Source organism: Microvirga yunnanensis (genome assembly GCF_025460875.1).
The window spans coordinates 1-14,127 of record NZ_JAMXFI010000079.1; the positions used below are offsets into that span (position 1 = coordinate 1).

Annotated in this window: 13 protein-coding genes and 1 pseudogene; 11 read left to right on the forward strand and 3 right to left on the reverse strand. The window is 61.1% G+C overall.

Annotated features, from left to right (window positions below):
• Positions 1-167: 167 nt before the first annotated feature.
• Positions 168-902: a hypothetical protein gene (locus NF876_RS29080; RefSeq protein ID WP_210807597.1), complete on the reverse strand. Its 735-nt coding sequence runs from the start codon at positions 900-902 to the stop codon at positions 168-170.
• Positions 903-1,227: 325 nt separating this feature from the next.
• Between NF876_RS29080 and NF876_RS29085 the strand changes: the two genes are divergently transcribed.
• The 3 genes from NF876_RS29085 (at position 1,228) to NF876_RS29095 (ending at position 3,575) form a co-directional block, all read left to right on the forward strand.
• The gene (locus tag NF876_RS29085; RefSeq protein WP_173949017.1) at positions 1,228-1,536 is read left to right on the forward strand and encodes a hypothetical protein; all 309 of its coding nucleotides are present in this window, start codon (positions 1,228-1,230) and stop codon (positions 1,534-1,536) included.
• Positions 1,537-1,679: 143 nt separating this feature from the next.
• A complete protein-coding gene (locus tag NF876_RS29090; RefSeq protein ID WP_210807595.1) occupies positions 1,680-2,108 on the forward strand; it encodes a cupin domain-containing protein in 429 nt (142 codons plus the stop codon).
• A 570-nt stretch (positions 2,109-2,678) separates the two neighbouring features.
• Entirely contained in the window at positions 2,679-3,575 is an 897-nt protein-coding gene (locus tag NF876_RS29095; RefSeq protein WP_210807593.1) for a calcium-binding protein, read from the forward strand.
• A gap of 167 nt (positions 3,576-3,742) precedes the next feature.
• Here NF876_RS29095 and NF876_RS29100 read toward each other — a convergent pair whose 3' ends face one another.
• Positions 3,743-4,408: an FABP family protein gene (locus tag NF876_RS29100; protein WP_173949014.1), complete on the reverse strand. Its 666-nt coding sequence runs from the start codon at positions 4,406-4,408 to the stop codon at positions 3,743-3,745.
• Positions 4,409-4,557: 149 nt separating this feature from the next.
• On the opposite strand from NF876_RS29100, the gene NF876_RS29105 reads away from it, so the two are divergent.
• The 3 genes from NF876_RS29105 (at position 4,558) to NF876_RS29115 (ending at position 7,518) form a co-directional block, all read left to right on the forward strand.
• Complete coding sequence (locus NF876_RS29105) at positions 4,558-5,370, forward strand: CDP-diacylglycerol diphosphatase (protein WP_247654337.1); 813 nt, start codon at positions 4,558-4,560, stop codon at positions 5,368-5,370.
• Between the two features lie 722 nt (positions 5,371-6,092).
• Positions 6,093-7,289, forward strand: coding sequence for a calcium-binding protein (locus tag NF876_RS29110; RefSeq protein ID WP_262271820.1), 1,197 nt, complete (start codon positions 6,093-6,095; stop codon positions 7,287-7,289).
• Positions 7,290-7,359: 70 nt separating this feature from the next.
• Positions 7,360-7,518: a hypothetical protein gene (locus NF876_RS29115; RefSeq protein ID WP_173947454.1), complete on the forward strand. Its 159-nt coding sequence runs from the start codon at positions 7,360-7,362 to the stop codon at positions 7,516-7,518.
• Between the two features lie 83 nt (positions 7,519-7,601).
• Here the strand turns inward: NF876_RS29115 and NF876_RS29120 are convergent, their stop codons facing one another.
• The gene (locus tag NF876_RS29120; RefSeq protein ID WP_173947453.1) at positions 7,602-7,829 is read right to left on the reverse strand and encodes a DUF6894 family protein; all 228 of its coding nucleotides are present in this window, start codon (positions 7,827-7,829) and stop codon (positions 7,602-7,604) included.
• A gap of 299 nt (positions 7,830-8,128) precedes the next feature.
• On the opposite strand from NF876_RS29120, the gene NF876_RS29125 reads away from it, so the two are divergent.
• The 5 genes and pseudogenes from NF876_RS29125 (at position 8,129) to NF876_RS29145 (ending at position 14,090) form a co-directional block, all read left to right on the forward strand.
• Positions 8,129-8,365: a hypothetical protein gene (locus tag NF876_RS29125; RefSeq protein ID WP_210812477.1), complete on the forward strand. Its 237-nt coding sequence runs from the start codon at positions 8,129-8,131 to the stop codon at positions 8,363-8,365.
• Positions 8,366-8,960: 595 nt separating this feature from the next.
• Positions 8,961-9,365, forward strand: a pseudogene (locus NF876_RS29130) (invasion associated locus B family protein); the annotation flags it as partial.
• Entirely contained in the window at positions 9,362-11,323 is a 1,962-nt protein-coding gene (locus NF876_RS29135) for a filamentous hemagglutinin N-terminal domain-containing protein (RefSeq protein ID WP_210812476.1), read from the forward strand. The pseudogene NF876_RS29130 and the gene NF876_RS29135, both read left to right, overlap by 4 nt.
• 92 nt (positions 11,324-11,415) lie before the next feature.
• Positions 11,416-13,206, forward strand: coding sequence for a ShlB/FhaC/HecB family hemolysin secretion/activation protein (locus NF876_RS29140; protein WP_210812475.1), 1,791 nt, complete (start codon positions 11,416-11,418; stop codon positions 13,204-13,206).
• 14 nt (positions 13,207-13,220) lie between these two features.
• Entirely contained in the window at positions 13,221-14,090 is an 870-nt protein-coding gene (locus tag NF876_RS29145) for a tetratricopeptide repeat protein (protein ID WP_173947448.1), read from the forward strand.
• Positions 14,091-14,127: the final 37 nt, after the last annotated feature.

A 14,127-nucleotide genomic window follows, 5' to 3' on the forward strand; every position in this document is an offset into this window, starting at 1 on the left:
CGAGCGCTGCCGCACCGTGGTGATCCGCGAGGAAGAGCCGGACGGCGACATCGTGACCCGCCGCGTCCGCCGCTGCCGCTAACGCCAAAACGGCGCCACCTTTGACCCATGCCCGGGAGCCGGCAGGCCACCCGGGCATCGTTGCGTCCCTGGAGCGTGCAATCGGCTCAGGCTGCCTCCGCCTGCCGCGGCCGGGTCGATTCCACCTCCACGGTGAGCGCCGGAGTCATCATGCGTCCCCGGTTGATCAGGTCGGATACGGCGGACGCGAGCGCCAGCGCGGCCCGGTCCTTGCGTCCGAGCTGGAGACCATGCACGTAGAGCCGCATCAGTTCGACCGTCACATAGTGAAAGGCGACCTCGGATCCGCGGGCGAGCCTCATCCGTCGTGACGCCGTCGCCAGCTTGTCGAGGTAAAGAGATCGCTCGACTGGGGATTCCGACAGGAAGCCGCTCAATCCCCCGAACAGATGCTCGAAATGATCCCACAGGAGCGCGAGATTCTTGGCCGCCTTGTCCTGCTGGTCGGGCGCGAGCGCCTGGAACTCGGCCAGAAGCTCCCAGGCCGGATCGGACCCGATCGCTTCGTCCTCGGGGCTGGGCAGCGGCACGAAGGGTAGAAGCGTCCGGGTCTGCGAGAGCAGGGCGGGGCGCAGCGCGTCCCAGCCGGCGAACACCCTGGGCATGACGATCAGCGCCGTGGCGAGAACGGTCTGGTCGACCATGGTGCCGGCACGCCCGAGCGCCGGGCGCGCCATCGCGCGGCAGGTCTCGATGAACTGCCAGCGCAGGAGGCAGAGCCTCTGGAATGATTCGAGCTTTTCGATGAATCCGCTTTGCGGCTGATGATCGACGGACCAGGGGAAGGTGAAGTCACTTCGGGGCTGAGGCGGGCTGCTCATAAGACTGATGATCCGATCCGCAAATCACTTTCGACGCAGGTCCGGTGATACAGGGTCAATCCAGGCAACTTTGAGGCCCGGCCACTCTATTGCGTAAGTACGTTTGGTCGCAGCGGAATTTACTCTCAAGACCCGGGCGTCCCGCGGCGCCGCGGGGCTCGTGCCGACCCGGACGGACGAGGGGGCAAACCGCCCATCCTTGAACCTCGGCCGGCCTCTTCCTACATCCCGGATGACCCCGATCCGGGCCCCTCTGACGCAAGCCATGCCGGCCGCTGCGTGATGTCGGATCTCCCCCGATCCGACCGCCGGCACAGAGGTGACAATGCTTCAAGATCTTTTGGCGGCCGTCGTTGGCGTGCTGATCGTCGATCCGCTTCAGGCGGAGATGAACGAACGCCTGTCCCAGGTCCGCGCGCCTCAGGCCGTCATCACCGAAATGCGGACTTGCGCCGCATCCTCCTTGCCGAAGCTCGCCGACCGGGCCATGGCCGAACCGCTCTGGGTCGTCACGGCGGCGCTCGATGTCTGGACCGGCCGCACAAAGCCCGAAGAGATCCTCAGTGGCACGTCCACCCAGTGCGACGCCGCCGTCAAGGCGGCCAGGACCTATCTGGAGAGCCGCGGGGCGTGATGGCCGGACCGGCTGCGCTGATCGCCAGTCGCATCGCTTGTGATCAGTCGCCCCGGACCACAACGATCTTACTCCTCCGAGGAGGCTGTCGCGTCTCTTGGGGCGTGTTACTGTTCCGCCTTCGCTTCGAGAGGCGGTGTCCGATGAAAAACCTCGTTCTCCTGCTGGCATGTCTGTGTTGGGTGCTTCCTGCTCAGGCGCAGCAGCAGGGTCAGGCGATCCGGTTCGAGGCAGTCCCGTCTCAAGGCCTCTTCAAGGGGGCGATGCCGGACCTTCCGAAGGCGGATCGGCTCGAGGCGCGGGTGCGTCCCTTCACGGTTCGACCCGGCATGGTCGACGCCATGTGGCACAGCCATCCAACGCCTATCGTGGGCTATGTCATCGATGGAGTCGTTGCGATCGAGATCAAGGGACAAGGAATATCTCAGTTCAAGGCCGGGGAGGCTTTCCTGGAGCCCGCCAACACCGTGATGCGCGCCAGCAATCCGGGCCAGGACGTGGCGAAAGTGGTGGTGTTTCAGGTGTCTCCGCCAGAGGCGGCCTATTCCGAGATGGCACCGCCGCAGGAGTGAAGCGACAGCTTTGCTCACCGCATCCGCTCCGCAACGGCTGTGGTCCCCGTCGCCCGATGTTTCGCAGCTTGCAGCCGATGGGATCATGCAGCCTGCTGAACGCGACACGCATCTGGCATGGGCCTGCCAGAGGAGAGATGAGCACCGGTCCGTCATCGGGCGTGAGCGCTCCAAATTGTCCGGAAACGCACTTCAGCATAGGCCCTTCCATTGATTCTCCCGGCAGACCGGCACGAGCCGCAGGAGAAAGCTTGCCGGCCGACTTGCGGCGGATCGAGGCTCGCCCGTCAGGAACGCGATAATGAACATCAAGCCCATACGTTCCAAAACGACCGCAAGACAGTGGAGGTAGAAGAGCGTACCTCTTCTGAACGTCTGCCCGAATCCCGAGAACCGGGCTACGGTGAAGCTCCTCGTTCGACATGTCATTACTCGAAGATATCATTTCACGTGAAAGTTTCCGTGACGATTGTAGAAGATTCAGCACGGTCATTTCCCGGCCATTAGGACCGTGGCGCACCACTTCACCGACAAACGACTTCGGCCGACCAGAGCCTGCGGAGGCGAGCAATGGCGATTCGCATTGGAACACCTAAGGAAGACCCTCTCAATGGAACGGACTTCTCCGACATCCTCAACGGCTTGGCCGGCAACGACACGCTGTACGGAGGACCCGCAGACGACATGCTGAATGGCGGAGCAGGCATCGACACGGCTGATTTTTCATTTGACCCCGCCGTGACGGTGGATCTCGGTCGCAATATCGCCTTTGGCCAAGGGTCGGATCGTCTCTTCGGGATCGAGATTGTCGTTGGCTCATTGTACGATGACAGGCTGACGGGCGATCGCAAGGCCAACAACCTGTCCGGTGGATATGGCAATGATCGTCTGATGGGTGCCGGCGGAGATGATTTCCTGAACGGCAATGTCGGCGACGATACCGTGATCGGCGGGACGGGCAACGATACCGTCGCGGGATCGGGCGGCAATGATCACCTGTATGGCTCGGCCGGCAATGACCGGCTCGATGGCGGGGACGGGCGCAACACGCTGGAAGGCGGGAACGGCAACGACACCTTGGGCAGCGCTCGCGGAACCGACTGGATGATCGGCGGCGGAGGGGCGGACACGTTCAGCTTCGGGCCATCCTCGTCGGGAACGACCTCCGCGCTGGTCAGCACGATCGCCGACTGGAGCGTGTCGGCTGACCGGATCGACCTCGGCGTCGACGGAACGGCTTCGAACTATGGTGAGGCCGCTACCGGCGCGACGACGATCGAAGCTGCCCTTCTCGATGCGCAGAGCGTCTTTGCCAGCGGGACGATCACGCATGCGTTTCTCTACAACAGCGTCGCGAACACGGGCTATGTCTTCTCGGACCAGGATGAGGACGGCACATTCGAGATCGGCATTGTCATTGCCAATGCGGGGACGGCGGCAGCCATGAACTACTGGAACATCGTCTAGGTGCACTTCTTCATCTGCCGCAGGCCTTCGATGGTTGGCTGAGGACTTGTTCGGTTCGGATGGTCGCGCCCGGATCATGCGGGCGCGACTGTGATCGATCTCAAGTCGACCGATGCAACGCTGCCGGCGGATTTCAAGCTCGAGCACGTTCGATAAGGCTGCTCCGCTCAACCTGCCTTTCGTTTGGACAAAATGAGCGCCAAGGGATTGGGCTTGGCTTCACCGACTCGCTGGAGCGTGTTCCGGTCCTGATGGGCAAAAGGCATGTCCCGGCCATGCACCAGCAACTCGGTATCGGTCACGTAGCTCCAGCTCCCGTCCGGATGAAAGGTGATCGTGATCCGGTAGTGGTCGGTGCGGAACGCCTGCTCCAGAAAGGTTGTCGAGCAGATGCCATAGTCGGTCTGCCCACGGGTTGCCGTCACGACGATCTCGTCGGCGTCGGGGCTTGCCTGGCCAGCCGCGATGGCGACCTGGCCGCGCGGGATGGCGATGGTCTGCATGACGAGGCCGCTGGCCGGCTCCCAGAGCCAGTAGCCGACCTGATCGTGAAAGGTGATGTCCTCCTCCTCGGTCGTGATGTGGATGTGGTAGCGCAGGCCGTAGAGCAGTTGCGGCCCGTTTGTCTGCGGGTCGATCGCCTGAAAATCGATGGTCTCGATGAACACGCGCCGCTCCGGGCCTTCCGCCTTGGGGTTGAGATCCACACCCTTGCGTGCGCGCCAGCGCCCCGCCAGTCGCCGCAGGGGACCCAGATTATTGAGCGTTTCCGGATCGACGTTGCTGGGTTCGGTGAAGACGTCCGTCAGGGTGGCCATAGGCAGAGGCGTCATGACAAAACCTTTCTGTCGATAGGGGAGGGTCAAGAGGAAGCAGGACATCGGCGCGTCCGGGGAGGCCTCGGCGCCGGGAGGCGGCGCCTGCCGCCGCCATCGCCCATTCGTTGTATTGCCATGGACGTCGGATCGACCATCTCCGGTGCATGTCCCTGAAACAAGCCCTGTGGCTATCTCTTGCGTGTCTTGCAACTGTCTTCATCGCCCGCAGGACGTTCGCGAGCGACCCATCGCGAGGAGCCCTGTGGCGCGTGGTGGAGACATGCGTTGCCGCCAAGCGGGCGCTCAATGTTTCTCTGCCCTGCGTCCAAGTCAACTTGGGGCAGCACGGATCCCCGGGGACCGTCGTTCTCAGGCCTCCATGGAAAGAGACACATACCCTCGTTGTTCCGACCACACGTTTGGTCGGGATTGAGGCCCCGGCCCTGCAGCAGCCGGAAGCGGCGGCCTACTGGCAGGCGGCTCTCGCAGCGCGACGCTTCGTCGTCGAGGCTGCCAAAGGGCGCGTCCACGTCGAGGATGTCGCGCTGGCTGTCAACTCCAGGGGCAGTCGCACGCAAGATCAACTTCATATTCATGCCGATTGTGCACGGCCGGAGGTTCTCGCGGCGCTTCGCCTGCACGATGCGGAGCTCGGGAGCGCCTGGAAGCCGCTCGAGTTCCTGGAGTCTCTTGGCTTTCCGCACGACAACCAGCGCTTCTTCGGCATCAAGATCGCCGCGGACGAGATCGGCACGTCGAACATCTTCGAGCGCCTGACGGACCTTCCAGGCTCTCGAAGGGATTTGTCCAGAGTGGGTGTCGCGGTCTTCAGCGCTCCACCGAATGGATCACGGCAGGGATTTTATGTCGTTGCCGCGCCCGGGCGTGACAGCCAGGCGGAGGATCTCCTGGATCATAGCTGTGTGCTGGCGCGAGGTGTTGCGGCCGACGATTCACCAGCGAACGTTCAGCGCTGATGACGGATCCCTGCCGAGGAAACTAGCTTTACTGCCCGGGGCAACACAGCCTGCATCCGCTTCTTCGGGAATGAGAGGACGCACTTCCCCAAGAGCGATACCTCGAAAGATCGGCTAGCCTTGCAGTGGTTTCAGGCTAAACTTCTTCCATTGCGGGTGAAGCAGGCAGCGGCGAGGGTCCACCTCGCGCGGCGACGGGGCAGCACCGTTCCCCCGCTCCATTTTTCCACCTCATCTGTTCGACCACAGCGACGGGTCTCCCGTAATGCTCCGGATGATCGCGAGTGCAGAGCCGCCGGCTCTCCCGCGGTCCGGGCTCAATCGACATTCGGTCTCCAGGGCTGCATCAGCCACGGGCGAATCTTACCGAGGAGCTCGCGCTTCTGCCCCGATGGTCATAGTCGCGACGGGAATTCGCTCCCCCTTCGAGGCGAAGCGATGTGTGACGGGCCATGTGCTCTTTACAAGCCACGGGGATGATCGGCAGCGCCAACCATATCCTCCCGCCACTTCATTGAGATGAAGTTTTCAGGCATTCGCCTAGAATTAACATATGTTATTATCGATTCAGATGCTGATTTACTTCAGCAGGCCTGAATAATCATGAATAACGTGACTTCAATACCTCTCTTTGAACAGTTGATGAAGTACGACTTTATAGGTGCGGAATTTCCGACCCGTGAGAGCGTTTGCTTATCAAACCAACGGGAGGATCATTCTCAATGACAAGTATTGTCGCGTCAGCGGAGTTAATCGGCTTTGACGGCAGCCGAAGCATCTACCGGGTCGATCTGAGCCAGCTCCCCTTCAGCACCCTTCAGGCCATCTCGCTGGTCGATGACGGCGTCCGGTCCGGCGGCACCGGCGGATCATCGGGGGCCGACATCGACTTCGTGGCGATCTCCGACGTCAATTACCCCACCGCGAAAGAGTTCTTGAAATACTTTGCCGGAGGCAGCGGCTTCGACGCCAGTGTGGTCTACCATCCGGGCTACCTCGCGCAGTGGGTTCTGGGTGATCTGGGGCCGTGGGACAGCTCGCACCTGTTCGGCACCGTGCCCGGCAACGTCTACGACCCGGCCATCGCCACCCTCGGCCTGGCCGATGGGGACGCCAACGGCAGCAAGGGAACCCTGTCGCTGGGCGAGGCCGGGCAGGTGAGCCTCCTGCTCAACAGCCCCGTGCCGACCGGCGCCGGCAGCCCTGCCCAGCACTACCTGTACTTCGCCGATTACGGCAGCCGCGGCCAGTATGCCGACACGGTCAAGGTCGTCCTGTCCGACGAGCGTGCCGCCCTGCCCTGGTCGGGCGGGCTCACCCTCACGGGCGACGAGCGCAGCGAGACCATCGCCCTGGGCCGCGGCTCCAATGCGCATACCGGCCAGGGCAACGACCTGGTGTCGGGCCTGGGCGGCCACGACACCATCCTGACGGCGGGCGGCGACGACTGGCTGTTCGGCGGCGAGGGCAACGACCGGCTCTCCGGCGAGGCCGGGCGCGACCGGCTCTCGGGCGAGGGCGGGCAGGATTGGCTCTCTGGCGGGGCCGGCAACGACTGGCTGCACGGCGGCGGCGGCGGCGACATCTTCGTGTTCGACACGCGGCTCGGCACGTCCAGGACGGACCGCAAGGTGGCGTTCGACACGATTGCCGACTTCAACGTGAAGGACGACACGATCTGGCTCGACAACGCGGTGTTCAGGAAGCTGGGCAAGGGCTCGGAGCTCAGCCCCGGCCGGTTGAACAAGGCCTATTTCGAGATCGGCAAGGCCGACGACCGGAACGACTACCTGCTCTACGACAAGAAGACCGGCATTCTCTCCTACGACGCCGACGGATCGGGCAGCAAGGCCGCCGTCGAGTTCGCAAAGCTCGGCAAAAACCTCAAGCTCACTCACAAGGATTTCTTCGTGATTTGAAGCGCGGGCCGGAACTGAACGACCTCCCACGGACGTTGGTAGGCGAGAAGCGTCATCGGAGGCACGCGTTATGGATGCGTTCCGCCCTAGCAAGGCGGCCGAGTATCGTCAGCAGGCCGAGAGGATCCGCGCCTTTGCCGAGCAGGTCTCGCTGCTTGAGGCCAAGTTTCATCTGTTTGAGGCGGCCGAGCAGCTGGAGGAGTTGGCAGCGGACGAGGATCGCGGCTAGGTCGCTCGACGTCCGATGGGTGTGCAAGCGGCTCCTATGGACAAGCCGTGACCTGCCTGATGCGTCTGTCCCGTCGTCCGTTGTCAGTGGACGACGGGATCAAGAGGAATGGACGCGAGGATCTGGCCGGATGGGGCGACAATGTCGAGCCGCCAGCCCTGCCAGGACGCACCCAGGTCCAGTGCCGCATTCCTGATATCCTCGATGGCTCGCCGAGCCATCTCCTCTGCCTTGGCCAGATCTGCGACCTCAACGCCGACTTCATCCGGAACGGTCTCGTCCTCGTTCACCAGATGAAAGTAGCAGCGCATCGGACGTCTCTGGAGCCAAGGCAGCCAGAGGCTGCGCAGTGATGACCTTGACGGTGTCGTTCCTGCAAAGGTCTTGCTCTGGTATCTATAGGCCGGAGAGCCGTCTGCCAATACCGCTACCGGATGATCCCAAGGCCGGGAATAAATGCGGCGGCCTATCCGTTAACGTAACTTGGACGACGTGCTTTGCCCGGATGGTATGGAAGTGGTATCCAAAGACAGGGATTTTTGGGGCGCATATCACGATGAAGGTCAGAATCGCCAGGGGGCTGGCTTCAACAGAGCCGTGGAGTGTTCCTATGGCGGCCGTCCTGGGCTTCCTGGCAGGCATTGGACTTGCCGTTTTCCGGCATTTCAGCCACGGCCACCCAGGGTATCCTCCCGACGCTCTCGTTGCGCATTTCCTGCCCCACTTGGCGGCCACCGTCACGGCCTGCACGTTTCTGTTCGCCCTCACCGCCATCTTTCACAATCGGCTGGTGCCATTTGCCGTGATGGCCCTGCGCCGAGATGCCAATGTCCGGTGTGGCGATTGAGAGGCCAGGCGGGACGCTGCGGATGAGGATACCGAGCGTCGGGGCCAAGCTATGCCGTTTCATCCGGCGGCAGGATGCCGAGACGCCTTTCGGTTCGCGTCACGATCTTGAGACAGGGATAGCTGCGCATGGGCGGGTCACCCTCCGAGGTGCTGCCGCGCCGGATTGGAGCATCTTTGGAGTCTAAAACACCAAAGATGACCGATGCCTGATGATGATTTCCCTAAAATGGGAAACAGGGACCGACTCGCGCATAATCGGGAAAAGCCATATCAGCATTGGGACATTGCAAGCGTATGGTTACATAAAAGTGAGTTCGAAGCCTTTGCTGTCGGATCCGCTCCGGACCTCCCTTCCGGGGGGAGGACAGATTCCCCTTTACAACTTATAAACGTTATAATATCGCAATCCTGAATTGCGGACACGCTAGGTGCGGTTCCGAAGAAATTGAACCCGTTTAGCACTGTCTGGGGGTCCGATGAAGGTGCGGAAAGCGGCATGGGTGCCGCTCGTACTATGGATGGAGATCGCGGCCTCGGCACAGGAAGCGCCTCGGGCAGAGCGCTTCGCCGATTAAGAGGTTGTCTGCTCCTCTGCCCAGGGCTCCTCTGCACCTGTCTCCCAGTCACGGAAGGTCGATTGTCGTGCCGTTCAGCGGCTCACGGTGCAAGGCAGCGATGAGACTGTCTTCGCGGTCACCATCGTTCGCAGCGACCAACAAGCACCGGTCGCCATCGTGTCGATCCCGCTCGGCGGCTACATCGCCCGTGGGATCGAGCTGAGAGTGGATGGCAGGAATCCCTATAAGCTGCTGGTCGAGACCTGCAACGCCGCCGGATGCCATGCCGGCTTTCCGCTGTCCGGTCCTATCCCCAAGGAGTTTCGTTCCGGCAAGCTGGCCAGCTTCCGGCTCTGGACGGCGAAGGACAAGTCTGCCGACGTGACCGTTTCGCTCAAAGGCTTGGCCGACGCTCTGGTTCGCCTGGAGCGGACTTCATGAAGCTGCGCCGCTCTCTTTTTGCGCTCGTCGGCCTCTACGGAGCAAGCCAAGCCTGGGCTCAGGCCGTACCGGACGGCGCGACGCGCACGAGCGCGACGACTGCGGACACGGGCCGGGTCACGGTCAACATTGCTCCGGCGAATTCAAGTGGAATCAGCCACAACACTTACAAAGACTTCTCGGCCCCGAAGCCCGGCCTCGGGCTCAACAATCGCGGCGTCGATGCTTCGACCATCGTCAATGAGGTCACGTCGAGCCGGCGGAGTGTCCTGCACGGTCCGGTCGAGGTACTCGGGTCCCGCGCCCATGTCGTCATCGCCAATCCGAACGGCATCACGGTCGATGGCGGCAGCTTCATCAACACGGGCGGCGTGGCGTTGTCTGCCGGGCCGATACGATTCGTTGATGCCGGCGCGGGGCGAGTCAACACGGTTCTGGAAACGGGCAAAGGAGACATAACGATCACGGGCGGTGGTCTATCCGGCGCGATGACCACCCTTCAGTTGATTGCCGGGCGGCTGAAAATCGACGGCCCGGTCAAGAATACCAGCGTCAGTCCGAGTGCTGACATTGCGCTGGTAGCTGGACGATCCGAAATTACCCTCGATTCGACGGTCTCTCCTCTGTCCACTCTGCGCCCTCTGGCAACACGCCGTGATCTCGATGATGCGGCCAACGCGATTCTGATCGATATCACGCCGAGCGGTTCGCTCTCGGCAAGCCGCGTCAACATCTCCGTTAATTCGCGCGGGGCTGGTGTGAGCTATGCCGGTCGGGGACATGCCACGATCGGCGATTTCACGATCTCGTCGAACGGCAAGATCACGACGAAGGGAGCAACGATCAAAGCGGAGAAGAGCTTGAAACTGGCAGGACAGGGCATCGAGGTGCTCAATGATCCGAAGCGTCAAAGTACGCTCAGCTCCGTGTTCAAAAGCGTGACGTTGCTCGCGAATGCCGGCGACATCACGCTTCTGGGAGCTGTCACAGGTTCTGAGCGCAGTGATGAGGATCCGGATGCATTGGGCGGGGTCACTCTCAAGGCCAAGGGCAACATCAAACTCATCACGGAGGACGCCAAGAGGCTCGCCGTCGCTTTTGCGTCCAAAGATGACCTCTATGTTGAGGCGGGTGGCAATCTCGACAACAACACAGGACGGATTCTCTCCAACGCCAACACGGTTTTGCGGATTGGCGGCACCTTATTCAACCGCATGGCAACGATCGGGGCAGGCGGAGAGACGAACTATGTGACTTACAAGCGCTCGCCCGGGTTCTTCGGTCGGCTGTTCGGCAGGAAGCAACGAGTCCAGACGCATGTCGTCGATTGGGGTGTCCCGCGAGTACCGGGACAACTAGCCTTCATTGCCGGCGAGACCCTGGACGTCAAAGCCGGCCATGTCTTTAACTTCGGTGAGCTCGACGCGCTTGACGGCTCCCTGACCATTGATACCGGCACCCTGATCAATACAGGAGTCTATACCGGCCTTCTGGAATTCACCAAGACGTGCGACTGGCGATGCTCAAGCCATGGTACCAGCACGATCACACCATCGGGCGGAAAGATCAATGCTGCTGGCAGTGCCGAGATCAAGGCAAGTCAGCGGATCGACAATGGCGGCGACATCGTCGCCTACGGCAACCTTTCAGTCATTGCACCAAAGGTGGCGGCTCGTGCCACCTTCATTCCGGATTTTGTAAACCGTCCGGCTGGCCTCTACAACTTCTTCTCCGGCACTGAAGCCCTTGTCTCCCTGTCACCGATCGGCGGATCTTTTCTGGCTCCCGTAGGTCGTGTGACGATCAGCTCCAACAGCCCTGTCCTATCCTATGGTGGAACCATCAACGGCCACGTCGCAACTAAGATCCAGACCGGCATTGAGGAGAGGAAGGCGACCCAGGCTGAGTTCCCGCGCGGGCTGAATCATATCGGCCTGTTGCGACTCTGGTTGGATTAAGTGACACCATGTCCCGTCAGACTGCTCATTCCACGTGGCCCCAAACATCTCGATTTCAGGCTGGCGTCATTCTGGCAGCTGCTGGAGCATGCATGTTGACCAATTCCGTCATTGCAGCCCCAAGCGCTTCTCCCAGGTCGGACGATGTGACGGCGACACCGAGCCCAGATCCCGCAGGCAACACCCTTTCATTTCTCACCCGGAAGATCTCGAAAGCTGGGTCCGCAGGTTGCTCCGAGGTGAGGAAGGTCGAGGTGCGCGGTGTCGTGGATATCGATGGGAACGATCTGCGAGAGAAGCTCGAACCCTTGGCTGTGGCCTGTATCGGCAACAACGAGGTCAAAGCGATCCTGTCCGCGATCAACGAGACCTATGCCGATCAAGGCTATGTGGCGACGCAAGGCTATCTGCCGGAGCAGGATCTGCGTGCCAGCAAAATCCTTGTCATCAACGTCATCGCGGGGCGGATCGACAAGGTGCTGTACCGCGAAAATCGCGGGGACGAAGCTCTTGAAGTCGGGGAGCGTTTCAGTAAGGGCTGGACAAAGATCAAAGAGGCCAAGGGACCTTGGAGCTTCGTCACGAGCCTATCGCAATTGGTCGACAAGATCGACGATCCCCTCGATAATTTTCAGCTCCTGCCCGGCGACCTCAGTGCGAAGGCGAAGCTCTGGAACAGCTTCATCACGGATTCCGGAGACGTCGTTCAGATCGATGCCATTCAGCAGGGCGTGGACCAGATCAATCGGGTCGCCTCCAGCAAGGCGCAGGTCAAGCTGGAACCCGGAAGTGCGCCAGCCACCTCAACCGTTGTTGTCGAGAACAACGGCGAGGATTCATTTCGGGTAAATGCCGGCTATGAGCTCAACGGCGCCGACATCAACGGGTCGGGCAACACCATTCCGAGCCGCTTCAAGCTGGATGTTGCCAAAGATAACTTCATCGGAATCAATGACGCCTGGCGTCTGTCCTATGCGGGTGGTCTCGACTCCAACGAGATCCGTGGCGCATTTTCGGTGCCATTCCGGCGCTTTACGCTCTCGTTGGATGCCGGGTATTCCGAATCCTTGAGCGAGGTGACACCAGGGGTCGAGATGTTCACCCAGGACGGGACGGTCACGGCGGCCTTGGGTTATCTTCTCTACCGCAGCCGGGCGCGGCAGATCACCCTGGATAACTCCCTGGCTTGGCGAAACAATGAACGCTTCCTGAATGGTGTCTCACTGACGCCGCAAACTCTTCCTCATGGGCGCATCGGTATCACCGAGACCCGGACGTTTGAGACGCTTCAGCTGAGTTATGGCATCGGCTTCGATCGGGGACTCGCGATCACGAGCGCTACCGAGGATCCGGCGGATATTGCGCCGTCTGCGCCTCGAGCGCGGTTTGTCAAGATCGATGGGCAAGCCTCCACCTCGAAAGTCTTCGAGACGATTGGCATGTTGCGCATCGATCTCAATGCACAGTGGACAGACCATCCCCTTTATTCCGACGACCAACTGGTGCTCGGCTCGGTTTCCAGCGTGCGCGGCTTCACCAATGGTGCAGTACGTGCCGACCGGGGTGCAATCGTTCGCACGGAATTCGCCCCAGCTTTTTCAATCGCCAATCTGGTCGAAGAGCAGAAGGACGATTGGGTGTTCGCATACGAAACTCTGCAAGGTCTTCAGCCGTATGTTTTCGCAGATTATGGTGCCGGCTACGACATCGCAAATCGCGAAGTTCTTGAACGGGCTGGCATTGGCGTTGGGCTGCGCTATCGACATGGCCGGGTCAATCTCGACGCCAGCATCGGTGAGCCTGTCCACCGCATCGGCGGTCCGAAGACCAGCAATTGGCGGGCGCCGGAAGCCTATCTCACCCTATCCGTCAAACTCTTATGATCCAGGAAACGCCTATGTCTATACGTTTGATTCTTGGCGCCAGCTTGCTGGCTCTTATAAGCTCCGCCGCACTGGCGCAGTCTAAGCCGCCGGCAGCAAAGCCCGCCGACAAGCCTCAGACTGCGCAGCCGGCGCAACCTGCCGCAACGGGCGACTTGATCAAGGACGGGCTTGCAAGCCTCGAAGCCAAAAATTACGAGGCGGCGCTCAAAGCTTTCAATGAAGCCTACAATGCCGGACAGGCAGACGGCGCGTTCTATCTTGGACGCATGCTTGAGCTGGGTGTCGGTTTGGAAGGCGATCCGGAGAAGGCGCGTCTTCTTTATCTTGCGGCCGCTGACAAAGGCAGCGCGAAGGCCATGAACCGTGTTGGCCTCATGTCCTTTCGTGGCGAGGGTATGCTCCAGGATTACAAGACGGCACGCGAGATGATTTGCAAGAGTGCGGATCTCGGCGATGCGGATGCGGAGTTCAACTGCGCCGGTCTGCTGGCGCAGGGTCAGGGTGGTTCCAAGGATATTGCCAAGGCGATGACCTATTACGCCAAGGCGGCAGACCATGGTCATATCGGCGCCATGAATGCGCTGGGGTTTGCCTATCGTGATGGCTCTAACGGCGCGAAAGATCTTGAGAAGGCCCGTGCCTATTTTGAGAAGGCTGCACTCAAGGGCAACCCTGTTGGCTTATACGAGATCGGCATCATGCTTGAGGCCGGCAATCCGATACCGAAAGATCTCGGTAAGGCGCACCTCTACTACAACCTCGCCTCCGCTCGGCAGCACCCGCAAGCCAGCATCGCGCTGCAGCGCGTCTCCGAAGCGCTGTCGCCGGAAGATGTCGAGAAGGCTCAGGCTGCGGCACGCAGCTGGAAAGCAGCTGAATAAATCGTCCTTGTTCAAGACGCAGGAGCGACCAAGGCCG